Here is a 20,738-nt window from a genome sequence, read left to right on the forward strand (position 1 = left end):
GGCGTTGGAGATGGTGCTGGGGGAGTAGGGATTGGCGGCCACGGCCAGCTACGGTTGTCCCGAGGAAGGGAGGGCCGCGTGGATTGGCTCCAGGATTTGCTGGTCGCGGCCGGTAGCAGCCCGTGGGCGCTGGTGCTGGTGTTGGCGTTTTGCATAGTCGATGCCGTCTTCCCGGCCGTGCCCTCGGAATCTAGCGTCATCACGTTGGCGGTGCTCGCCACCACCACCGGCTCTCCGAACCTCTGGCTGGTATTGGCGGTGGCCGTCAGCGGGGCGTTTGTGGGCGATATCGTCACCTTCCACCTGGGGCGGCGCGTGCCGCTGGAGCGCCTGCGATTCCTGCGCGGACAGCGGGCGCAGAGCGCTATCGGGGCGGCCCGCACCGCCCTGCAGCGACGCGGCACCCTGCTGATCCTGTCGGCCCGGTTCATCCCGGTTGGTCGGGTGGCCGTCAACCTGGTGGCGGGGGCCACCGGATTTCCGCGCCGCCGGTTCGTGGCTACCGCCTTGCTGGCCGCCGTGACCTGGGGGCTGATATCGATCTCGATTGGCACCGGCGTCGGGCACTTCCTCCACGACTACCCGCTCGTGGGGGTAGCGGTCGGCGTGTGCGTGGGGGTCGTCGTTGGGGTGGCCGTGGACAAGCTGGTGGCCCTCCTGGCCCGCCTTCTCAGCCGTCGCCAGCCCTCCGCGGCGCGCCCGGGGGGCCAGGGGGTCAGCGGGGAGGTGTCTTCCGGGAAGTCGACCTCCGCGGCGCGCCCGAGCGGCCGGGACTAGCGCTTGCGCAGCAGGAGGCGCTGCACGCGGTGACTGGCGTCCTTTTGCATTATTAACCCGGCCCGTCCCCGGGTCGGGGCAATGTTTTGCACCAGGTTCGGCAGGTTGATTTGCTGCCAGATGCGGCGGGCGTGGGCCACCGCCTCGGTGTCGCTCAAAGAGGCGTAAGTGTGGAAGTACGAATCGGGCCGCGAGAACGCGGTGTCCCGCAGCTTGAGGAAACGCTCGACATACCAGGAGGCGATGTCGCCGGGGCGAGCATCGACGTAGATGGAGAAGTCGAAGAAGTCCGAGACAGCGACGTTGAAGGTGCCGCGGGCGGTGGCCCGGGCAGGCTGCAACACATTCAAGCCCTCCACGATGAGAACGTCGGGGGCGCAGACCGTCTGATACTGCGCGGGCACGATGTCGTAGGTGACGTGGGAGTAGACGGGCACCTGCAGCTGCTCCACCCCGGACTTGACCTCGGTGAGGAACCGGAGCAGGGCCCGCCGGTCGTAGGATTCGGGAAAACCCTTGCGGTCCATGAGGCCGCGCCGTTCCAACTCGGCATTGGGCAGCAGGAAGCCATCGGTGGTCACCAGGTCCACGCGAGGGGTGCGCGGCCAGCGGCGCAACATCTCCCGCAGCAGGCGCGAGACCGTGGATTTGCCGACGGCTACCGACCCGGCTACCGCGATCACGAACGGCGTGGGGGAGGTGTGGGCACGTAGGAAACGCAGCGACTGCGTGGTCAACTCCTTATTGGCGGCGATATGCAGCTGCAGGAGCGCCGATAAGGGACGATAGATGGCGTCCACCTCCGCCAAGCCGATCGGATCGCCGAGCGACGTCAAGCGTTGCACATCGGCCTGCGTCAGCGGCAGCGGCGTGGCGGCGGCCAACGCGCTCCACTGCTCGCGCGTGAACTCAGTAAACGGGGTGTAATTGCGGGACTCGGCGGAAACGCTCACGGCTCTATTGTCCACGGTGGGCCGGTACGCTGCCCACATGATCGTTGGGATAGGGGTAGACATCGTCAACGTGCCTCGCTTCGCGGCGGCGCTGGCGCGCAGCGCGCGCCTGGGGCCGCGCCTCTTGACCGCCGCGGAGTTGGCCCGGCCTGCCCGCTCCCAGGCGGCCCGCTTTGCCGCCAAGGAGGCACTAGCCAAGGCCCTAGGATCCCCGGGCAACCTGCGGTGGCACGACTGCGAGGTGCGGGGTGGGGGGCAGCAGCCGCCCCGTTTCGCGGTGAGCGGTACCGTGGCCGCCGCGCTGGCCGCCCGCGGTGGGCGCCACATCCACCTGACGTTGTCGCACGACGGCGACCACGCCGTCGCCCTGGTGGTGGTGGAAGCATGAGGGCCGCCTGGCGGGCCGCCGCTGTGCGCGCCGCCGAAGCCCCCCTGGTGGCCAGTGCGCCCCCCGACCACTGGATGCGTGCGGCCGCGTGGGCCGTCGCCCGCGCCGCCAAGGCCCAGGCCCGCTCCCGCACCGGCCGGGCCGCCGGCCACCGGGCCCTGGTGCTCGTCGGCGGGGGCGCCAACGGCGGGGACGGGCTGTACGCCGCCGCCCTGATGGCCCGCAGCGGCTGGCCCGTCACCGCCGTGCTGGCCACCGCCCACCCCCACGCCCCCGCCCTGGCGGCCGCCCGCACCGCCGGGGTACAGGTGGCGTTGGCCCCGTCGCTGCCCGCCACAGCGGGCCTGAGGCCGCTGGGGCCGGCCCGCCTGCGGGCAGTAGCGGCCGCCAGCCCCATTTGGCTCGACGCCCTGACTGGCACCGGCGCGCGCGGCCCCCTGCGCGGCCCGGCCGCCGCGCTCGTCCACGAATTGCTGCCGGTACGGGCCGACACCCAGCCGCGCGTGGTGGCCGTCGACGTGCCCTCCGGCGTGGACGTGGACACCGGGGCGGTGAAAGGGGTGGTGCTGCGCGCCGACGTCACCGTCACCTTCGGCGACGAGAAACCCTGCCTCTTGCTGCCGCCCGGCTGCTACCTGGCCGGACAAGTGGAGCTGGCGCTGCCCGAACTGGGGGTAGAGCCGACCGGGCCCGCCCCCGCGGTCGTCACCCAGGACGCGACCGAGCTGGCGGCCCTGTGGCGCCGCCCGCGCCCCACCGACCACAAGTACACGCGCGGTGTCGTCGGCCTGCTGGCCGGCTCCGCCACCTACCCCGGGGCGGGCATCCTGGCCGCCGCCGGGGCCCTCGGGGCCGCCCCCGGCATGGTGCGGCTGCTGGCTGCCGACGGCCCGGGCCCCCGCCCGGCCCACGTCGCCGCCCAGCTGGCCGCCCACCCCGCCCTGGTCGCCGCGCCCGGCCGAGTGCAGGCCCGCGTGCTCGGTCCCGGCGGCGACGCAGACCAGGCCCCCGCCTACGCCGCCGCCCTGGCCGCCGCCCGGGCCGACGGCCTGCCCCTCGTGCTGGATGCCGCGGCTCTGGACGGCTTGGTGCCTCCGCTGCCGCCCGCCGCCCTCCTGACCCCGCACGCCGGCGAACTAGCGGCCTTGTTGACCGCCTGGGGACAGCCGCGCAGTCGCGCTGAGGTTGAGGCCGCTCCCGTGGCCGCCGCCCGCGCCGCCGCCCAGCGGGCGGGCTGCGTCGTCCTGCTGAAGGGGCACACCACCGTCATCGCCGCCCCCACCGACCCGCTCTACGTGCACTCCGGGGCCCCCGCCTGGCTGGCCACCGCGGGCACCGGCGACGTGCTGGCCGGAATCCTCGGCGCCGCCTTGGCCGCTGTTGGGGACGAAGTTGCCGCCCTGCCTGGCCCGCTCGCCAGCGGCGAGGTGGCGCGGTGGGCCAGTCTCGGCGTCGTCCTACACACCGCCGCTGCCCGCCGCTGCGGCGGACCCTTGAGCGCCAGCGCCCTGGCCGCCGCCGTGCCCGCGGCGCTCGCGGCGCTCCTGGCGCGCGAAGATGGGACAATGGGCCAATGACAACTGTCGGTCCCCGCATCGTCGTGCATCCCGCCGCGATCACCGCCAACCTGCGTGTGCTCGGGAAAATTGCCGCCGTCCCGCAGATCGCCATCGTCAAAGCCAACGGCTACGGCCACGGCCTGCTGGTGGCGGCACACGCCGCGCTGGCGGCCGCCGTCAATTGGCTCGGTATCGCCCAGTTCTCCGAGGCCTTGACGTTGGCCAAGCGGCTGCCGCCGATCTCCCCGCAGCCTCACGCTGCCCCGGCGGAGCCCACCCCGTCCGGTCTCCGCATTTTGACGTGGTTGGCCAGCGAGCCCGACCTCTACTTCCCGGCCGTGCAGGCGGGCCTGGACGTGTCCGTCTCGACCCCGGCGGACCTACAGGCGGTGCTGGCGGCGGCCCACGCGACTGGCTGGCGCGCCCGCGTCCAGCTGCAGATCGAGACCGGGCTGCACCGCTCCGGTTTCGCTCCCGCCGCCCTGCCCGCCGCCCTGGCCGAGCTGCGCCAGGCCGCCGCGGCCGGGCTGGCGGAGGTCACGGGCGTGTGGTCTCACCTGGGGCAGGCCGACGATCCACGCCCGCCCGCCGTGGCCGCCACGCAGGCCCAGATCGCGGCCTTCACGGAGCTGGCGGCGCTGGTGCGGGCGAACTTCCCGCACGCCCTGCGGCACTTGGCGGCCTCCGCCGGGCTGCTGCACTATCCGCAGGCCCGCTTCGACGCGGTGCGCCCCGGCATCGCCATGTACGGCCTGGACCCCGAACCGGCGTGGCCGCAGCTGGCACAGGCCGCAGGCGTGGACGCCGAGCGCATCGCCGCGCACACCGCGCAGCTGGCGCGCCTGCGTCCGGCCCTGGAGTTGACCGCCCCGCTGGTCGAGGTCAAAGCCCTGGCAGCGGGCGACGCCGTCTCCTACGGCGGCACCTGGCAGGCGCCCGGGCCCCGGTGGGTCGGCCTAGTGCCCGTCGGTTACGCCGACGGGGTGCCCCGTCACGCCTCCAATGCCGCCGAGGTGTGGGTTGGGGGGCAACGGCGACCCGTCGTGGGGCGGGTGTGCATGGACCAATTCGTCATTGACTTGGGTCCGCGGGAGGGGACGACGCCGCCGGTGGCGGCAGGCGAAGAGGTCGTCCTGTTCGGGTCCGCCCCGGCGCCCACCGCCGACGACTGGGCGCGGGCCTGCGGCACCATCGGCTACGAGATTGTCACCCGGCTCAGCCCGCGGCTGGCCCACAGTTAGGGAGGTTGCTATGCAGCAGATCGGCCCATTGCTCCTGCCCGATGCGCAGGCAACCCGCGCGCTCGGCGAGCGCCTGGCGCGCCTGGTGGCCCCCGGGGATTTGGTGATCCTCTCCGGGCCGCTCGGGGCGGGGAAGACCACTTTGACGCAGGGGCTCGGGGCCGGGCTTGGGGTCCGGGGGCGGGTGGCCTCGCCGACTTTCATCATCGCTCGCGTGCATCCCCACCCGGGCGACGGCCCGGCGCTGGTGCACGTGGACGCCTACCGCATCACCTCGCTGGACGACCTGGAGACCCTCGACCTGGAGGCCTCCCTGCCCGAGTCCGTCACCGTCGTGGAGTGGGGAGAGGGCAAAGTGGAGGCATTGGCGGAATCTCGGCTAGAGATTCGTCTCGACCGGGGGGCCGGCGCGGCCCCGGACGCCGAGGCGGAGCCACGCACCGTGACCATTACTGCCGTGGGGCCGCGTTGGCGGTCCCTGGCGAAGGAGGACCTGCAGTGAACGTGCTGGTAATCGACACCTCGGGGGGCGCGGCCGTCGGCCTGGTGCGCGACGACGAGCTGGTCAGTCAGGCACGCCACGCCTCGCCCCGCCAGCACGCCGAGCAGCTGGGCCCGCTCACCCACCAGGTGCTGGCGGCGGCCGGGCTCCGGCTAGCCGAGGTCGACTTGTTGGCGGTGGGCACCGGGCCCGCCCCGTACACCGGATTGCGGGCCGGGCTGGTGACCGCCCGGCTGCTGGCGTTCGCCGCGGGCCTGCCGGTGGTGGGCATGAGTCCGCTGGACGCCTTAGCGGCCCAAGCCTTCGCGGCGGGGGCGACCGGGCAGGTGCTGGTGGTCACGGATGCGCGCCGCCGCGAGGTGTATTGGGGGGCTTACGCGCAAGCGGACCCGGGAGTGACGCAGGTGGAAGAGCTCGGGGTGGGCGCTCCCGCTGCGGCGCCGACGGCCGGACGCAGCGTGGTCGGGCCCGCGGTGGGGCTGCTGCCGACGGACGAGATCAATATCGGGCCGTCGGTGTCCGAGCTCGACCTGGCCTGCTTTGGGCGGCTGGCGCGGGAGCGGTGGGCGGCGGGGACCGGCGGCGAGCTAGTCCCGGCCTACCTGCGACGCCCAGACATTCACCCCGGTAAATAGATGGAGGTGCGGTTGCGGCCCGCGCAGGTGGCCGATGCGCCAGCCCTCACCCTGCTGGACGCCGAGATCTTCGGGCCCGACAAGTGGAGCGCCGCCACGCTCGCGGCCGAACTGTCCCACCCCGCCCGGCGCTACTTTCTGGTGGAGCGGACGGGACCGGGCGGGGCCGAGCTCGGGGGTTTTGCCGGGGTCAGCCTCGGCGACGTCGCCGAGGTGATGACCATCGGCCTGCGCGCCGACTGGCGCGGCCACGGGTGGGGGGCGCGCCTGCTCGACACCCTGCTGGCTGAGGTGGCCAACGCGGGCATCGCAGAGACCTTTCTCGAAGTGCGCGCGGCCAACGCTCCCGCCCTCGCCCTCTATCAAAGTCGCGGCTTCGCGCAGATCGCGCGCCGCCGTCGCTACTATCGGCGACCCACCGATGATGCCCTGGTGCTTCGGCGGTCCACCCCCGGCACAGACGGCGATGGGCCGACCGCCAGGGGTTAGCGACGGCGGTCGGCCCATCTAGCTTGGGGGCGCCTACACCTCGGCGATCACGGTCCGGGCCTCCGGACGGGGAGCGCGTCGGGAAGCCGCGGTGTCCGGCAGGCCGATGTTCAGCACCGCAAACGGTACCCACGAGGAATCGGCGAGGAACTCTTCCTTAATGCCCGCCGCGTCGATGCCGGTCATGGGGCCCACGCCCAGGCCGCGCGCCCGCAGGGCCACCACCAGGTAGCCGAACTGCAGCCAGGCGTTTTCCCGCGCGATCTTCTCGGCGTTGCTCCGCACCATCTCGGCCGCGCGGAGGCCGCGCTCAGCCATCTCGTCGGCCAGGGCCGCGTCGTAGGCCAGCACGACGCTCAGGGGAGCCTCCGCCACCCGGTCCTGGTTGCCCTCCATGACCCGCTCCACCAGGCGCTGGCGCTGCGCGGGGGAAACCACCAGGAGCCGTAGGGGCGTGGAGTTGAAGGCGGTCGGGCCGAACTTGATCTCGTCCCACACCTCCGCCAACAGGTTGGTGTCGAGCTCCCCGGGCGGGAAGCTGCGCGCAGTGTGGGCGTTGACGAAGACGTCGGGCAAAGAGTGAGTCTGTTCAGTCATGGTCGCTGTAACGTCGTCTGGGGCGGACTATTCCCGGCGGCGGACTATTTCGGACGGACCCTTTGTCGTATTTCTTGACTGCGCGTCAGCAAAGCTGGGCGGGGGCTTTCAGCTGGCTCGCAGGAAAACGGCGGAATCTCGCCGCAAACGCCGCGGGACCTTGGTCCCGGCAAGAGGTCCCAAATGACACGGTCCGCGCCTCGGTAGCGTGGGAGCGTGTCCGAGAAAACAATTGTTCGCACTGCCGGGCGGACCAACGTCGCGCTGAAGCGCACGATGGCCGTTACCGGCTTCCTGTTCCTGTTCTTCCTCGTCTTCCACTGCTACGGGAACATCAAAATGTTCCTGGGTGAGGAAGCCTTCGACGGGTACGCCCACTGGTTGCGCGACCCCCTACCCCACTTCATTCCCGCCGGGTGGTTCCTCAACGCCTTCCGGGGCGTGATGCTGCTGGCCCTCATCGTCCACGTCTACGCCGCCGTGAAACTGTGGGCCTGGAACAAGAAGGCGCGCGGGCGTGACAAGTACGTCGTGAAGAAGGCCATCGCGGCCTCCCCGGCCTCCCGCTACGCCCACTGGACCATGCGGTGGGGCGGGGTCGTCATCTTCCTGTTCCTCATCGCCCACATCCTGCAGTTCACCACCCTGCACCTGCAGTGGGGAGGCGACTACCTGGCCGAAGGCGTCGGGCCCTACAACCGCATGGTGCTGGCCTTCAACGTCTGGTGGGTGTGGCTGGTCTACCTGATCGCCATTGCTGCCGTCACCCTGCACGTGTGGCACGGCGTGTGGAGCGCCATGCAGTCCATGGGCTGGGTGCGTGCTTCCACCCTGGTCGGCACCCGCCTCGTGTCGTCGCTGGCCGCCGCCGCCATTTTCATCGGCTTCATGGCCCCGCCAACCGCCATCTTGCTGGGCTTCATTAAGTGAGGGACAACGTGAACGACAAACTAATCGACGGCGTCTACCGCGAGGGTGAGCCGATCGCTGACACCAAGTGCCCCACGGGCCCGCTGGCCGAACGGTGGGAGAAGCGCAAATTTGGCGCCCGGCTGGTCAACCCCACCAACCGGCGCAAGCTGACCGTCATCATGGTCGGCACCGGGCTGGCCGGTGGGGCGGCCGCCGCCTCCCTTGGCGAGATGGGCTACAACGTCAAGGCCTTCTTCTATCAGGACTCCGCCCGGCGCGCCCACTCGATCGCCGCGCAGGGGGGCATCAACGCCGCCAAGAACTACCGCAACGACAACGACTCGGTCTACCGGTTGTTCTACGACACGGTCAAGGGCGGTGACTTCCGCGCGCGCGAGTCAAACGTCTACCGGCTCGCCGAGGTCTCCGCTGCCATCATCGACCAGTGTGTCGCCCAGGGCGTGCCCTTCGCCCGCGAATACGGCGGTCTGCTCGACAACCGGTCCTTCGGGGGCGTGCAGGTGGCCCGCACCTTCTACGCGCGCGGCCAGACCGGGCAGCAGCTGCTGATCGGTGCCTACCAGGCCCTGGAACGCCAGGTGCAGGCAGGCACGGTGGAGGAGTTCAAGCGCCACGAAATGGTCGACCTCATCATCGTCGACGGCAAGGCGCGCGGTATCGTCGCCCGCGACATGGTCACCGGCAAGGTCGAGGCCCACCTGGCCGACGCCGTCGTCCTGGCCACCGGTGGGTATGGCAACGTCTTCTTCCTGTCGACCAACGCCATGGGCTGCAACGGCACCGCCATCTGGCGGGCGCACCGCAAGGGCGCCTACTTCGGCAACCCGTGCTTCACCCAGATCCACCCCACCTGCATCCCCGTGTCTGGTGACTACCAGTCCAAGCTCACCCTCATGAGTGAGTCGCTGCGTAACGACGGGCGCATCTGGGTGCCCAAGCGCGCCGAGGACACCAAGAAGGATCCTCGCGACATCCCCGAAGCGGATCGTGACTACTACCTGGAGCGCATCTACCCGGCATTTGGCAACCTGGTGCCGCGTGACATCGCCTCCCGGCAGGCCAAGAACATGTGCGACGAAGGCCGCGGTGTCGGCCCGTCGGGCTTGGGGGTCTACCTCGACTTTGCCGATGCCATCGAGCGCCTGGGCAAGGACGCCGTCTCGGCCCGCTACGGCAACCTGTTCGACATGTACCAGCAGATCACGGGCGAGAACCCCTACGAGGTGCCGATGCGCATCTTCCCGGCCGTGCACTACACGATGGGTGGTTTGTGGGTGGACTACGACCTGCAGTCCACCATCCCGGGCCTGTACGTCACCGGGGAAGCCAACTTCTCCGACCACGGCGCTAACCGGCTGGGAGCCTCGGCCCTCATGCAGGGACTTGCCGACGGTTACTTCGTGCTGCCCAACACCATAAACGACTACCTGGCGGATGGGCCGTTCGAGAAGCTCGACGCCTCCCACCCGCAGGTGGAGGCGGCCCGGGCCGAGGCCGAGGCCCGCTTCAACAAGCTGCTGGCCATCAACGGGTCCCGCTCGGTGGACTCCTTCCACAAAGAGTTGGGTCACATCATGTGGGAGTACTGCGGCATGGAACGCACCGAGGAAGGCCTGAAGAAGGCCATCGGGCTCATCCGGGAACTGCGGGCCGAGTTCTGGCGCGACGTGCGCGTGCCGGGCAAGGGCAACGAGCTGAACCAGTCCCTGGAGAAGGCCGGGCGCGTGGCCGACTTCCTCGAACTCGGAGAACTCATGTGCATCGATGCCCTCCACCGGCGCGAATCGTGCGGCGGGCACTTTAGGGCCGAGTCGCGCACCGAGGAAGGCGAGGCCCTGCGCCACGACGACGAGTTCGCCTACGTCGCGGCCTGGGAGTTCGGGGGCGACGGGCAGCCGCCGATCCTCCACAAGGAAGACCTCGTGTACGAGTACGTCGAGATGAAGCAGCGGAGCTACAAGTGAACATTAACCTTCGAATCTGGCGCCAGAACGGTCCGACCGGTAAGGGCGCGATCCACGAATACCAGCTCAAGGGCATCAGCGACCACATGTCGTTCTTGGAGATGCTCGATGTGCTCAACGAGGAACTCTTCGCCAAGGGAGAGGAGCCGATCGCCTTCGACTCCGACTGCCGCGAAGGTATCTGCGGCCAGTGCGGTGTGGTAATCGACGGTGTGGCGCACGGTCCGTTGCGCACCACCACCTGCCAGCTGCACATGCGGTCCTTCAAGGACGGCGACACCATCACCATCGAGCCGTGGCGCTCCACCGGGTTCCCGATCATCAAGGACCTCGTGGTAGACCGCACCGCGTTCGACCGCATCATCCGGGCCGGCGGCTACGTCTCGGTCAACACCGGGGCGGCCCCCGACGCGCACGCCATGCCGGTGCCCAAGGCCGACGCCGACCGCTCGTTTGAGGCGGCCGCCTGCATCGGCTGCGGGGCGTGCGTGGCGGCCTGCCCGAACGCCTCGGCGATGCTGTTCACCGCCGCGAAGATCACGCACCTGGGGCTGCTGCCGCAGGGCAAGCCGGAACGCACCCGGCGCGTGGTGGCGATGCTCAACCAGCACGACGAGGAAGGGTTCGGTGCCTGCACCAACATCGGTGAATGCGCCGCCGTGTGCCCCAAGTCGGTGCCGTTGGACACCATCTCGACGCTCAACCGTGAACTCGGCCGGGCCCGCTGGGCCGGGGTGAAGGTCTAGCCTGCACTTCTCGGACGCGCCGGTGGGGGCGGGAGCTTGGCTCCCGCCCCCACCGGTTTTTGCGGGCGCGCCGGAATTGAGTCGTTATCACCTCTTCGTGACGAAGACATCCTGATCCTAGGAGGGGATGATGTGGCCCGGTGGATGGTAGAAGTCCTCTCGCCAGGGATCCAGCCCAACCGCCTCCGCATAGGCGCGAAGCATATCGTTGGTGAAACGCTCGTCCTGATGGGGGTGATCGTAACGACTGGTGTCCTCAAATGGTTGAGGCTCACCGTGGTAATCGAAGGTCCAGGAGCTGACGGGGCACTCGATTGTTTCGACCCGTCGGATGATGCCGCTGGGCGTCTCAGGGCCGAGAGTGAAGAAGTGTCGTGATCCCTGCTTCCTGTGATGATAGGACCAGGGTGGGATGGATCTGACCGCGTAGCCACGGACTCGAAGACGACGGGCGAGATCTGCGGCGACGGGAACGACTCCCACTCCTGCGGCGGTGTTGTCGAACAGGGCCGTCCACCCTGGAGCGGCGGTTGCGGTGACCAGAAGACTGGGCTCGCCTGAGAAGTTGGGTTGTTCCAAGGTGAGGAGCATGTCGCGTAAATCGCCGGTGGGGATGGTGTGGATCCGTCGATTGAACCAGCCCCGCCGGTAGCGGGGGAGGGCATGGAGGACCTGCTCGAGGGGCGTGTGCAGGAACCCGACGGTGTAGGTGAGGGGCTCGAGTTCGCCGCCGAGGAGCCGAGGTGGATCCGCGTTGCCGCCGTGGTCGTCGCGGTTGGGCGGGGGATCAGGCCAGAACGACAACAGGTCTTTAGGAATCTGGAAGAAGAGGCCCAGTTGGATGAGCCTCAACTTATCCTCCGGCGATGGGGTGACTTCGTACTCATACAACTCCCCAAGCAGCTGCTCCAAGGCTAATCCCCACTCGCCATATTTGAGAAGCTCTAGGATCTCTGAAGTTGTCCTCGGAGGTAGCAATGTTTCCATTCGAATGGCTAATTCCAGTATCGCCTCGGCGGCCTTAATGTGTTTCTTGAACTCCATGACGTTTCGTCATGCCTCGCTGTCGTGTGGCAGGTCGGCAAAGTAGTCGTCCATGCTCAAATTCCCAAGGACAGTAAGTTTCGTGGCGCAAACTCTGGCCCGGAGGGCTCGAGGTCAGGTGGCCTAGTCGGGTGGATGGCCATCGTACCCTGCCCACTGTTTCAATTGCAGTCCTCTTGGGGGGCGTTGCGAGTTTCTTGGAGGGGTAGCTGTGCTGGGGTGCCCGCCACTGGTTAGGTCTTCGTTGCGTAGGTGAGATCTGCGTTGAACCGATGTCGAATCTGCTGCGCCAGGGCTGGGTGTTTTTCCGTTCGGTTCGAGTCGACGTCCGGTGTCTCGAAGGAATGGGGGTTTGTTGGTTTGTTTCACGGCCTAGCCGATGACTGCTTGGGCGAGTGGGGGTGTCCATTCAAAGGATTTGTCGATGCTTCAACCCATGTCCGGCGCGCTGTTTTCCTAACTTCTTTTCCGCTGATGGGATAGTCGATGATTGAGCTCGTGAGGGGGAGATCATTGGGCAGAAGGACATCTCCGAGTGGATGCTTGCGCAGGCAAATAACAGGGTATGAGTCTGGTTGGCCCGCGGGAGGGGGCGGGGGCATGCTGCTCGGGCGCGCCGGTGGGCGGGGGCGGTGCCGCCGACGGTCGGCAGCGTTCAGCCCCGGCCGTCGGCGAGCCCCGCCACGATGGCTTCCACGGTGTGTCGGGCGTCCCCAAACAGCATGCGAGTGTTGGGCTGGAAGAACAACGGATTGTGCACCCCGGCGTAGCCGGTGGCGAGCGAGCGTTTGAAGACCACCACCGTGCGGGCCTGCCACACCTGCAGCACCGGCATACCGGAGATAGGAGACCCCGGTTCTTGGGCGGCGGGGTTGACGGTGTCGTTGGCCCCGATGACGAGCACGACGTCCACGCTGGCGAAATCGTCGTTGACCTCGTCCATCTCCAGCACCACGTCGTACGGCACCTTGGCCTCCGCCAGCAACACGTTCATGTGGCCGGGCAGCCGCCCAGCCACCGGGTGAATGCCGAAGACCACTTCCACCCCGCTCGCGCGCAGGCGAGAAGCCAAAGCCGCCACCGGGTATTGGGCCTGCGCCACGGCCATGCCGTACCCGGGGGCGATCAGCACCTTGCGGGCAGCGGTAAGCAGCTGGGCGACCTCGCCGGTGTCGATCTCGGCGATGGTGCCATCGGTGGGCTCCGCCGCCCGGGTCGCCGTCGAATCATCGGTCCCGAAGCCGCCGAGCAGCACGTTGCGGAAGGAGCGATTCATGGCCTGGCACATTAGGTAGGACAGGTAGGTGCCCGACGACCCCACCAGCGCTCCCGTGATGATCAGCACCTGCGAATCGACCAGGAAGCCGGTAAAGGCCGAGGCCCACCCTGAGTAGGAGTTCATGATCGAGACCACCACCGGCATGTCACCGCCGCCGATGGCCAGCACGAGGTGTGCCCCGAAGGCCAAAGCCAGCAGGGTCAGCAGCACTAGGCACAGCCAAGAAGTTGGTGAGCCTGCGGGGGTGAGAGCGAAGAGGACGGCGAGGCCGAGGGCCGCCAAGAGCGCCCCCAGGTTCAGCCAGTTGCGGCCCGGCAGCAGTACGGGGCGGCCCGGCAGTTTGCCCGCGAGCTTGAGGCCTGCCACCACCGAGCCGGTGAAGGTCACGGCCCCCACGAAGGTCGACAGCGCCACCTCCCCGAGGTGGAAGCGTCCCAGAGCCTGGGCGGCGGCGTCGGGGGCCGCGAAGGAGTTGTAACTAATCAGCACGGCCGCCAGTCCCACTAGGCCGTTGAGTACCGCGATGAGCTGGGGCATGCCGGTCATCACTACGCGCCGGGCCGCCACCGTGCCGATCACGGCCCCCAACGACAGGGCGAGGAAGATGAGCAGGCCGGTGACCACGAGGCCCCGGGCGGGCCGAGAAGCCAACGTCAGGGCGGTGGCCGCCCCGCCGGCCACCGTCATGCCGATGGCGCCCGCGATGTTGCCGCCCACGGCGGTGCTGTGCTTCGACAGTCCGGCGCAGGCCAAAATGAACAATGCGGCGGCTGCGAGGTAGGCCAGTGTCTCAAACTGGGTGAGAGCCCCCGGCCGGGCCAGGGCATTTGGGGTGATAAGTGCGGCAAACGCTACGGTCATGGTGCGCCTAGTCCTTCCGGAACATGGCCAGCATGCGGTGCGTGACCGCGAAGCCGCCGAAAATGTTGACACTGGCCAGCGTGATCGCCGCAAAGCTGAGCGCCGCGACCGCCGGATGCGGGTGCCCAATTTGGGCGATGCCGCCCACTAGCACGATGCCGGAGATGGCGTTGGTAACGGACATCAAGGGGGTGTGCAGGGCTGGGGTGACGTTGGAGATGACGTAGAAGCCGAGCGTCACGCTCAGCAGGAGCGTCACGTAGTGCCCGGTCACTTGGGCCGGGGAGACGAAGATGAGCGCCGCCAGGGCCAGTCCCGCTGCGAACAGTCCGCACAGGCGGCCGCGGCGCGCCCGCGCCTGGCTGGCACGGTCCGGAGCAGTGCTGTCTGTCGCAGCAGTGGGGGTGGGCGGTCCCGCGGGCGCCGGGGTGGCCGAGACGGTGACTGGGGGCGGCGGCCACAACACCTGGCCACGATCGGTGACGGTGATACCACGCACGATCTCGTCGGTGAGATCCAGCTGCAGCTGGCCGTCCCGCCCGGGGGTGAGGAGGCGCAGCAGGTTTACTAGGTTGCTGCCGTACAGGTGGGACGCTTGGGCTGGCAAGCGCGCCGCCAGATCGCGGTAGCCGACGATTTGTACTCCGCCGGGGGTAGTGACCACCTCGTCGGGCACGGTCAGGGTGCAGTTTCCGCCGTTGGCGGCCGCCAGGTCGACGATTACGGAACCGGGGGCCATGGCCGCCACGGCGGCTTCGTCCAACAGGACGGGGGCGCGGCGGCCGGGAATGTTGGCGGTGGTGATGACGATGTCGTGCGCGGCGGCCTGGGCGGCGTACAGGGCGGCCGCCGCGGCGGCTTGCTCGTCCGCTAGCGCCCGGGCGTAGCCGTCGGTGGATTGCGACGTGGCGGTGGGCAACGGCACGAACTTGGCGCCGAGGGACTGGACCTGTTCGGCCACCTCCGGGCGCACGTCGCTGGCGGAGACCTCCGCCCCCAGAGAACTGGCCGTCCCGATGGCCGCCAGGCCCGCCACCCCGGCACCGATCACATACACCCGGGCGGGCGGTAGCTTGCCGGCGGCGGTTATCTGGCCGGTGAACACCCGTCCGAAATGGGCAGCCGCCTCTATCACCGCGCGGTAGCCAACAATGTTGGCTTGCGAGGAGAGCACGTCCATTGACTGGGCGCGGGAGATCCGCGGTACAGCGTCCACTGCCAAGGCCGTGAGCTCGGCGGCACTTAGCTCTGCTACCAGCTCGGGGTGGCGAGCGGGTGCCAGACGGGCCAGCAGCGTCGCGCCGGTTCGCATGGATGCCAGCTGGGCGGCGGTGGGGGCGTCCAGGCTGATGACGATGTCAGCAGACCACACGGTGGCGGCGTCGCCCAGCTCCGCTCCGGCGTCTTGGTAGTGCGCGTCCGGAAAGCTGGCACGTTCCCCGGCTCCGCTCTCCACGGTGACCTCGTAGCCCAGCTGGCGCAGGGCCTTGACCGATGTGGGGGTGGCAGCCACCAGGGGTTGGTCGGGATGTTCTCGCGGAACTCCAATGCGCATCTGGCCTCCTTCGCGCCGTGACTTGCTGGCTGAGCAGCTGGCCAAAACATGATTTAGCCCACGTTAGGAGGCGGTGCGGTCGAGGGGAAGGGGCCTATGGCCTGGGTCACAGACGAAAAGGGGCGGTGCGTCGCACAGGGCGAGTGGGGGCGGGTGTCCTTGTGGCACCACCATGTCCTTAGTGCACCATCATGTCCTTAGTGCACCATCATGTCTTTGTGGTGACGCTGGTGGGGGGGGGTCGGTGGGTGTCCTTAGTGCACCATCATGTCTTTGTGGCACCACCATGTCCTTGGCGCACCATCATGCCCTTAATTCGGTGTTTTAAGAGCATGATGGTGCACTAAGGGCATGACGGTCAGCCCGGGTCGAGGCGAGTAGCGAGTCAACGGTGGGCCAGCGGGGCTGGGTGAGGCTCCGCAGAGGCGCTAGCGGAGCTGGTTGTTCTGTTTCCACATTTCCTGTGCGGGCAGGGATGAGGGGGCGACTGTGTGAGAGCATGCCTGTATGGGATCGACAAAGGTGTGCTGGAGCAAGAGCGGGGTGCGCAAGCTGGGGAGCAAATTGCGGAAGCATGCTGCTGGGAGTTAACTGCGGAAGAGTTCGAGGATGTAAAAGAAAGGATAGATAAATATCGTAAATCTTTCAATCCTCTCTTGAGTTCAGTGTACGAGCACCTTCATCTTGTGGCTGAAAATATGCCGTTTAGTATTGAAATAACTCGACGGCTAAAGCGCATGGAAACGATTGTGGGCAAGTTGGTCGAGAGGGAAACGGGGGCCGATCTGTCGCGCCTGCAGGACATTGCAGGCTGTCGGATGGTGGTCCTAGGGGGTTTGCCTGAACTGTATCGACTGCGGGAGGAGGTCTGCCGGGCTTGGGATGGGCGGGTGTGGAAGCTGGATGACTATGTGACTAATCCGCGCCTGAGCGGGTATCGGGCGGTACACGTGATTGTGAAAAGTGCTGATTCTTTCGGATTTGAAAGGCTGGTAGAGATCCAGCTGCGCACCGTCCTCATGCATGTGTGGGCAAACCTTGTGGAGCGTGTGACGGAGGTTGCTGGATGTAACTATAAACAGGACGGGGCTGGTGGAGTGTATGAGCACTTCCGTGAACTGTCGGATATTTCCTGGCGGGCAGAAAATGAGGATGTTGAGCTTGAGATCTTCAGCGATGAGCTCACGCTTGTCATGGGGAGCATGCTCAAGTACGCTGTCCCGGCAACGCGTCGACAAGGAGGGCGATGATGAGTGTATCGTTGAAGCACTTCCTACTCGTGTACGACCGTGAAACCGACCGCCTGCTGGAGCAGCGGGAATACCAAGACGCCACCGAGGCGGCTGAGGCCTACCGTGCCAAGGAACGGGAGTTCGACGGGCAGCCGCATATGGACATCGTCCTGATCGGTGCCCGCGACATTGAGACGGTTTGGCGGCTGCACTCGGCCTACCGTGACGGAGCAGCAGCCCGACTGCGCAGCCCGGATGTGCTGGAGGTGCTGTTGGAGGGCTTCCAAGTCTGAGGAGACGGGTGGGCAGGGGGCATGTCAGCGTGCTCCCCGCCCTTCCTGTCCCGTCGCGCGACCGCGCGGGGGTCTAGGCGCCAGTTTCACCACGCGCTGGGCTGGGGCCCGTGTGAGGTCCGTGCCACGCGGGCGCGGGGGCGCTAGTGCGGCCCAACGGTTCGCTCCGCGATGAACTGACATAAATTGACGTGATGCAAGCCACTCAACTTATGTGGGAATGCGGTACCGTGGAGGAGTCTTTCCGCCCAATGACGCCGCTGGGAGGGGTTGCCTTGCACGCCGCCGAAAATACGCCACGGGTCCTGCGGACCATCGATACGCACACCGCGGGTGGCCCGACGCGGGTGCTGGTGGGCGGCTTTCCGCCCGTGCGCGGGGAGACGATGGCGCTGCGGCGCGCCGATCTGTCCCGCCGCCTGGATCACCTACGTACTGCGGTGATGCTCGAACCGCGCGGACACCGGGACATGTTCGGGGCGCTCGTCATGGAGCCGACCCTGCCGGAGGCCGATCTCGGCGTGATCTTCATGGACGGCGGTGGCTACCTCAACATGTGCGGGCACGGCACGATAGGCACCGTCACGGCTGCTCTCCACTCAGGGCTGGTGCGCTCGCAGGGCAACCTTACCAAGGTGGTGCTGGACACCCCGGCGGGCTTGGTGCATACGGAGGCCCATGCTGTCGGCGGGGTGGTGCGCGAGGTCTCCTTCGTCAACGTACCGTCCTTCGTGTACGCCACTGCTGTGCACGTGGAGGTGGCCGGGAAAAAGGTGGAGGTGGATATCGCCTTTGGGGGCAGTTTCTTTGCTCTCGTGCGGGCCAGCGAATTGGGGGTGCAGGTGCAACCGTCGCAGCTGCCGCACATAACGGAGCTGGCCCTAGAACTACGGGATGTCATTAATGCGGAGGTGACGGTGCGGCACCCGCAGCTGCCGCATATTAATCGCGTAGATTTGGTGGAGATTTACGAAGAACCGCATGCAATTGGGGCGGACTGTTGCAATGTGGTGGTCTTTGGGGCAGGGCAGGTGGACCGTTCCCCCTGCGGGACCGGTACCTGCGCCCGACTGGCGCTGCTGCACGTGCAGGGGCAGTTGCGGACGGGAGACAGCTTCGTGCATGAGAGTGTCATCGGGACCCGCTTGCGCGGTGAGATATTGGCAGAGACGGCCGTCGGGGAGCACGCTGCTATCGTGCCCCGCATCACAGGGGCAGCATACGTGACAGGTTTCGGGCGCTTGGTGCTCGACCCGCACGATCCGTTGCGCCACGGCTTTCAGCTCGCTTGACCCCGGCAGTTGATTTAAATCGCAATAGTTGCGCGGTCGAAAATCCGGGACTCGGTTTTTGTTGCCTTAACAGGCTTCCTGGCGAATGTAGCGAAAATCATTAATGACCCCGGGGAATTGCTGCGGTAGTCTGCCAAACGTTCGCGGTATTCCCGAACCTGGCATCGCTACACGGAGTAAATAGTGAAAACCTTTCAGGCATTTTGGGCAGTAGGCATTGGTGGTGCCCTCGCCCTGGCGGCCCTCGCGGGTGGGCCTGCTGCCGCCTTTGCTGTCCCCGCGGCAGTTGGGGACGAGATACCCCTCGGCCACACCCAGCCGGTGGACGCTCCCCGCGGCGCCCCGGTCTGCCGGGCCGACAGCATCTACACCCCGGTTGGCACTCCCGCTGAAAGCGAAGTAATCGCCATTGACGGAGCCGGGCAGCCAATGACTACCGGTATCACCATCACGTCGCAGCTGCCCGCTGGCGTGACCTGGGATCCCGCCACTCGCATAATCCGGGTGGACGGCACGGTTGATGTGCCGCTGACCGTCATTCGCATCATGGTCACTGACCAAGGCTTGGTGGATCTGTGTGAGATGACGGTCGCCACCTACCGGTTGCCCGCCCCCACCATCACTTTGACCGACGCCCGCGTCGAAGTTTTCGTCGGGGAGCAGGTCGCTATGCAACTGCTGGTCGACGCAAAAGGCCGCGATCCTTTCCCCGTCACCATCCCCGCCTTGCCGGACTGGTTGACCTGGGACAAGCAGACCAACCTGATTTCCGGTCAAGCCCCGCGGGTAGGGGAGTTCCAGTTCGACGTGTTCGGTGACGGCGTCAAATATGCCTCCGGCACTGTCATCGTCAAAGCGAAGCCCGGGGCCGCCCCCAGCCCGGGGCCGAGCGGCGGTGCCACTGCCCCTCCGACACCCGCACCGCAGCCCAGTGTGACGGCTATCCCGACGTCGGCACCGCAGCCCAGTCCGACGACTATCCCCACCTCAACGCCACAGCCCTCCGCCAGTGCCACCGCGCCGCAGCCCGCCACGCCCGGACCAACATCCGCCCCGCCGCCCCGTGCGACTCCCGCCGCCCCTGGCGGTCAGCTGGCCCGCACTGGTGCCAACGCGCCATTGCTGGCGGGCGGTGCCCTGGCGGCGAGTCTGCTCGGCGCAGGCCTGCTCCAGCTGCGACGACGCCAGGGGCACTAGCGAAGACCAAGCGGCGAGCGTGACGCTGGCCGCCGCCAGGTAGGTCGGGTGGGATCTGGGGCCCGCCCGGCCTACCGCCCTGACAAGGAGCCGGTCGCGGGGAAGAGAGTTGGCGCTATAGGCTGGGGGGCGTGGAACCCCTCATCCTTGGTATCGAATCAACCTGTGACGAAACAGGTGTGGCCCTGGTGCGGGGGCGGACCCTGTTAGCTGACGTGACTGCCTCCTCCATGGACGAGCACGCCCGCTACGGCGGCATCATTCCGGAGATTGCCTCGCGCGCCCACCTGGAGGCCATGCAGCCGACGCTGCAAGCGGCCCTGGCACAGGCGGGGGTGAGCCTGGCGGAGGTTGACGCGATCGCGGTGGCCGCCGGGCCGGGCCTGGTTGGTTCGCTGACCGTTGGGGTGTGCGCGGCCAAGGCCCTGGCGCTGGCGCTCGACAAGCCGCTGTACGGGGTCAACCACGTTATCGGGCACCTAGCGGTGGACGAACTGGTCGACGGCCCGCTCCCGGCGGGTGCCGTGGGCCTTATCGTCTCCGGCGGGCACACGAACCTGCTGCACTTGCGTGACCTGGCCACCGACGTCGTCGAACTGGGCGGCACCTTGGACGACGCCGCCGGGGAGGCCTTCGACAAGGTGGGGCGGCTGCTGGGCCTGCCCTACCCGGGCGGCCCGCACGTCGACCGCCACGCCCAGGCCGGTGATAAGGACGCCATCCATTTCCCGCGCGGCCTGACCACCGGTAAGCACGTGGCCGCCCACCCCTACGACTTCTCCTTCTCCGGCCTAAAGACGGCCGTCGCCCGCCATTTGGAGGCCTTGACGGCGACGGGGGACCAGGTGCCGGTGGACGACATCTGCGCCGGTTTTTCCGAGGCGATCAACGACGTCCTGACAGCGAAAGCCTTCGCGGCCTGCCGACGGCTGGGGGCAGACACCCTCGTCATTGGCGGGGGCTTTTCGGCGAACTCGCGGCTGCGCCAGCTGGCCGCCGAACGTGGCGCGGCCGCCGGGGTGGAGGTGCGCCTGCCGCCCTTGCGTTACTGCACCGACAACGGGGCCCAGATTGCCGCGCTCGGCGCCGCCCTAGTGCGGGCCGGAGTGGCGCCCTCCGCCCCCGACTTCGGGCCGGACTCGTCGCTGCCGCTGGAGGTGCTCAGCGTCTAGGCAGACGAGACCTCCTGCGCGCTGCAACA

At 67.9% G+C, this 20,738-nt stretch carries 20 protein-coding genes; 15 read left to right on the plus strand and 5 right to left on the minus strand.

What is annotated here, in order from left to right; genetic code table 11:
* The first annotated feature begins 78 nt into the window (after positions 1 to 78).
* Complete coding sequence (locus BSZ40_RS01240) at positions 79 to 777, plus strand: DedA family protein (RefSeq protein WP_073822492.1); 699 nt, start codon at positions 79 to 81, stop codon at positions 775 to 777.
* On the opposite strand, the gene coaA is transcribed toward BSZ40_RS01240, so the two are convergent.
* The gene (gene coaA / locus BSZ40_RS01245; protein WP_073822736.1) at positions 774 to 1,730 is read right to left on the minus strand and encodes a type I pantothenate kinase; all 957 of its coding nucleotides are present in this window, start codon (positions 1,728 to 1,730) and stop codon (positions 774 to 776) included. The two genes, BSZ40_RS01240 and coaA, sit on opposite strands and share 4 nt — an antisense overlap.
* Positions 1,731 to 1,767: 37 nt before the next feature.
* On the opposite strand from coaA, the gene BSZ40_RS01250 reads away from it, so the two are divergent.
* From BSZ40_RS01250 to rimI, 6 genes are read left to right on the plus strand one after another with little or no spacing between them, the layout of a single operon-like run.
* Positions 1,768 to 2,118: a holo-ACP synthase gene (locus tag BSZ40_RS01250; protein ID WP_073822494.1), complete on the plus strand. Its 351-nt coding sequence runs from the start codon at positions 1,768 to 1,770 to the stop codon at positions 2,116 to 2,118.
* Complete coding sequence (locus tag BSZ40_RS01255) at positions 2,115 to 3,695, plus strand: NAD(P)H-hydrate dehydratase (RefSeq protein WP_073822496.1); 1,581 nt, start codon at positions 2,115 to 2,117, stop codon at positions 3,693 to 3,695. The genes BSZ40_RS01250 and BSZ40_RS01255 overlap by 4 nt, the downstream gene beginning before the upstream one ends.
* Positions 3,692 to 4,918, plus strand: a complete 1,227-nt coding sequence (gene alr, locus BSZ40_RS01260; protein WP_073822498.1) for an alanine racemase — start codon at positions 3,692 to 3,694, stop codon at positions 4,916 to 4,918. Before BSZ40_RS01255 ends, alr begins: the two co-directional genes overlap by 4 nt.
* Positions 4,919 to 4,928: 10 nt before the next feature.
* Positions 4,929 to 5,420: a tRNA (adenosine(37)-N6)-threonylcarbamoyltransferase complex ATPase subunit type 1 TsaE gene (tsaE, locus tag BSZ40_RS01265; RefSeq protein ID WP_073822500.1), complete on the plus strand. Its 492-nt coding sequence runs from the start codon at positions 4,929 to 4,931 to the stop codon at positions 5,418 to 5,420.
* Positions 5,417 to 6,055: a tRNA (adenosine(37)-N6)-threonylcarbamoyltransferase complex dimerization subunit type 1 TsaB gene (gene tsaB, locus BSZ40_RS01270; RefSeq protein WP_073822502.1), complete on the plus strand. Its 639-nt coding sequence runs from the start codon at positions 5,417 to 5,419 to the stop codon at positions 6,053 to 6,055. Before tsaE ends, tsaB begins: the two co-directional genes overlap by 4 nt.
* On the plus strand, positions 6,056 to 6,544 hold the full coding sequence (gene rimI, locus BSZ40_RS01275) for a ribosomal protein S18-alanine N-acetyltransferase (protein ID WP_073822504.1): 489 nt from the start codon (positions 6,056 to 6,058) through the stop codon (positions 6,542 to 6,544).
* 33 nt (positions 6,545 to 6,577) lie between these two features.
* On the opposite strand, the gene BSZ40_RS01280 is transcribed toward rimI, so the two are convergent.
* Positions 6,578 to 7,141: a nitroreductase family protein gene (locus tag BSZ40_RS01280; RefSeq protein ID WP_073822506.1), complete on the minus strand. Its 564-nt coding sequence runs from the start codon at positions 7,139 to 7,141 to the stop codon at positions 6,578 to 6,580.
* A gap of 216 nt (positions 7,142 to 7,357) precedes the next feature.
* On the opposite strand from BSZ40_RS01280, the gene BSZ40_RS01285 reads away from it, so the two are divergent.
* Genes BSZ40_RS01285 through BSZ40_RS01295 form a run of 3 tightly spaced genes read left to right on the plus strand, consistent with a single transcriptional unit; the run spans position 7,358 to position 10,784 of the window.
* On the plus strand, positions 7,358 to 8,071 hold the full coding sequence (locus BSZ40_RS01285) for a succinate dehydrogenase cytochrome b subunit (RefSeq protein ID WP_073822508.1): 714 nt from the start codon (positions 7,358 to 7,360) through the stop codon (positions 8,069 to 8,071).
* An 8-nt stretch (positions 8,072 to 8,079) separates the two neighbouring features.
* Positions 8,080 to 10,038, plus strand: coding sequence for a fumarate reductase/succinate dehydrogenase flavoprotein subunit (locus BSZ40_RS01290; protein ID WP_073822510.1), 1,959 nt, complete (start codon positions 8,080 to 8,082; stop codon positions 10,036 to 10,038).
* Positions 10,035 to 10,784, plus strand: a complete 750-nt coding sequence (locus BSZ40_RS01295) for a succinate dehydrogenase/fumarate reductase iron-sulfur subunit (RefSeq protein ID WP_073822511.1) — start codon at positions 10,035 to 10,037, stop codon at positions 10,782 to 10,784. Before BSZ40_RS01290 ends, BSZ40_RS01295 begins: the two co-directional genes overlap by 4 nt.
* A 117-nt stretch (positions 10,785 to 10,901) precedes the next feature.
* Here BSZ40_RS01295 and BSZ40_RS01300 read toward each other — a convergent pair whose 3' ends face one another.
* The 3 genes from BSZ40_RS01300 to BSZ40_RS01310 all read right to left on the minus strand — a co-directional run bounded on the left by BSZ40_RS01300 (position 10,902) and on the right by BSZ40_RS01310 (position 15,523).
* Positions 10,902 to 11,828, minus strand: coding sequence for a MafI family immunity protein (locus BSZ40_RS01300; RefSeq protein WP_073822513.1), 927 nt, complete (start codon positions 11,826 to 11,828; stop codon positions 10,902 to 10,904).
* 655 nt (positions 11,829 to 12,483) lie between these two features.
* Positions 12,484 to 13,968, minus strand: coding sequence for an NAD(P)(+) transhydrogenase (Re/Si-specific) subunit beta (locus tag BSZ40_RS01305; protein ID WP_084542521.1), 1,485 nt, complete (start codon positions 13,966 to 13,968; stop codon positions 12,484 to 12,486).
* Between the two features lie 7 nt (positions 13,969 to 13,975).
* Complete coding sequence (locus BSZ40_RS01310) at positions 13,976 to 15,523, minus strand: Re/Si-specific NAD(P)(+) transhydrogenase subunit alpha (RefSeq protein WP_073822514.1); 1,548 nt, start codon at positions 15,521 to 15,523, stop codon at positions 13,976 to 13,978.
* Positions 15,524 to 16,014: 491 nt separating this feature from the next.
* On the opposite strand from BSZ40_RS01310, the gene BSZ40_RS01315 reads away from it, so the two are divergent.
* The 5 genes from BSZ40_RS01315 (at position 16,015) to tsaD (ending at position 20,709) form a co-directional block, all read left to right on the plus strand.
* The gene (locus BSZ40_RS01315) at positions 16,015 to 16,773 is read left to right on the plus strand and encodes a RelA/SpoT domain-containing protein (protein ID WP_143180838.1); all 759 of its coding nucleotides are present in this window, start codon (positions 16,015 to 16,017) and stop codon (positions 16,771 to 16,773) included.
* Positions 16,773 to 17,048, plus strand: a complete 276-nt coding sequence (locus BSZ40_RS01320) for a hypothetical protein (protein WP_073822517.1) — start codon at positions 16,773 to 16,775, stop codon at positions 17,046 to 17,048. The genes BSZ40_RS01315 and BSZ40_RS01320 overlap by 1 nt, the downstream gene beginning before the upstream one ends.
* Before the next feature lie 251 nt (positions 17,049 to 17,299).
* Positions 17,300 to 18,340 (plus strand): proline racemase family protein, encoded by a 1,041-nt coding sequence (locus BSZ40_RS01325; protein ID WP_073822519.1) that lies wholly within the window; start codon positions 17,300 to 17,302, stop codon positions 18,338 to 18,340.
* Between the two features lie 183 nt (positions 18,341 to 18,523).
* Complete coding sequence (locus BSZ40_RS01330; protein ID WP_073822520.1) at positions 18,524 to 19,537, plus strand: hypothetical protein; 1,014 nt, start codon at positions 18,524 to 18,526, stop codon at positions 19,535 to 19,537.
* A gap of 131 nt (positions 19,538 to 19,668) precedes the next feature.
* Complete coding sequence (tsaD, locus tag BSZ40_RS01335; RefSeq protein ID WP_073822522.1) at positions 19,669 to 20,709, plus strand: tRNA (adenosine(37)-N6)-threonylcarbamoyltransferase complex transferase subunit TsaD; 1,041 nt, start codon at positions 19,669 to 19,671, stop codon at positions 20,707 to 20,709.
* The last annotated feature ends 29 nt before the right edge of the window (positions 20,710 to 20,738 follow it).

The organism is Buchananella hordeovulneris, from assembly GCF_001907235.1.
GTDB lineage: Bacteria > Actinomycetota > Actinomycetes > Actinomycetales > Actinomycetaceae > Buchananella > Buchananella hordeovulneris.

Excerpts from the sequence above, each read along its gene's own strand:
- BSZ40_RS01250 (WP_073822494.1), top strand. The coding sequence starts at position 1,768 with ATGATCGTTGGGATAGGGGTAGACATCGTCAACGTGCCTCGCTTCGCG.
- BSZ40_RS01255 (WP_073822496.1), top strand. The coding sequence starts at position 2,115 with ATGAGGGCCGCCTGGCGGGCCGCCGCTGTGCGCGCCGCCGAAGCCCCC.
- alr (WP_073822498.1), top strand. The coding sequence starts at position 3,692 with ATGACAACTGTCGGTCCCCGCATCGTCGTGCATCCCGCCGCGATCACC.
- tsaE (WP_073822500.1), top strand. The coding sequence starts at position 4,929 with ATGCAGCAGATCGGCCCATTGCTCCTGCCCGATGCGCAGGCAACCCGC.
- rimI (WP_073822504.1), top strand. The coding sequence starts at position 6,056 with ATGGAGGTGCGGTTGCGGCCCGCGCAGGTGGCCGATGCGCCAGCCCTC.
- BSZ40_RS01280 (WP_073822506.1), bottom strand. The coding sequence starts at position 7,141 with ATGACTGAACAGACTCACTCTTTGCCCGACGTCTTCGTCAACGCCCAC.
- BSZ40_RS01300 (WP_073822513.1), bottom strand. The coding sequence starts at position 11,828 with ATGGAGTTCAAGAAACACATTAAGGCCGCCGAGGCGATACTGGAATTA.
- BSZ40_RS01305 (WP_084542521.1), bottom strand. The coding sequence starts at position 13,968 with ATGACCGTAGCGTTTGCCGCACTTATCACCCCAAATGCCCTGGCCCGG.
- BSZ40_RS01310 (WP_073822514.1), bottom strand. The coding sequence starts at position 15,523 with ATGCGCATTGGAGTTCCGCGAGAACATCCCGACCAACCCCTGGTGGCT.
- BSZ40_RS01320 (WP_073822517.1), top strand. The coding sequence starts at position 16,773 with ATGAGTGTATCGTTGAAGCACTTCCTACTCGTGTACGACCGTGAAACC.
- BSZ40_RS01325 (WP_073822519.1), top strand. The coding sequence starts at position 17,300 with ATGACGCCGCTGGGAGGGGTTGCCTTGCACGCCGCCGAAAATACGCCA.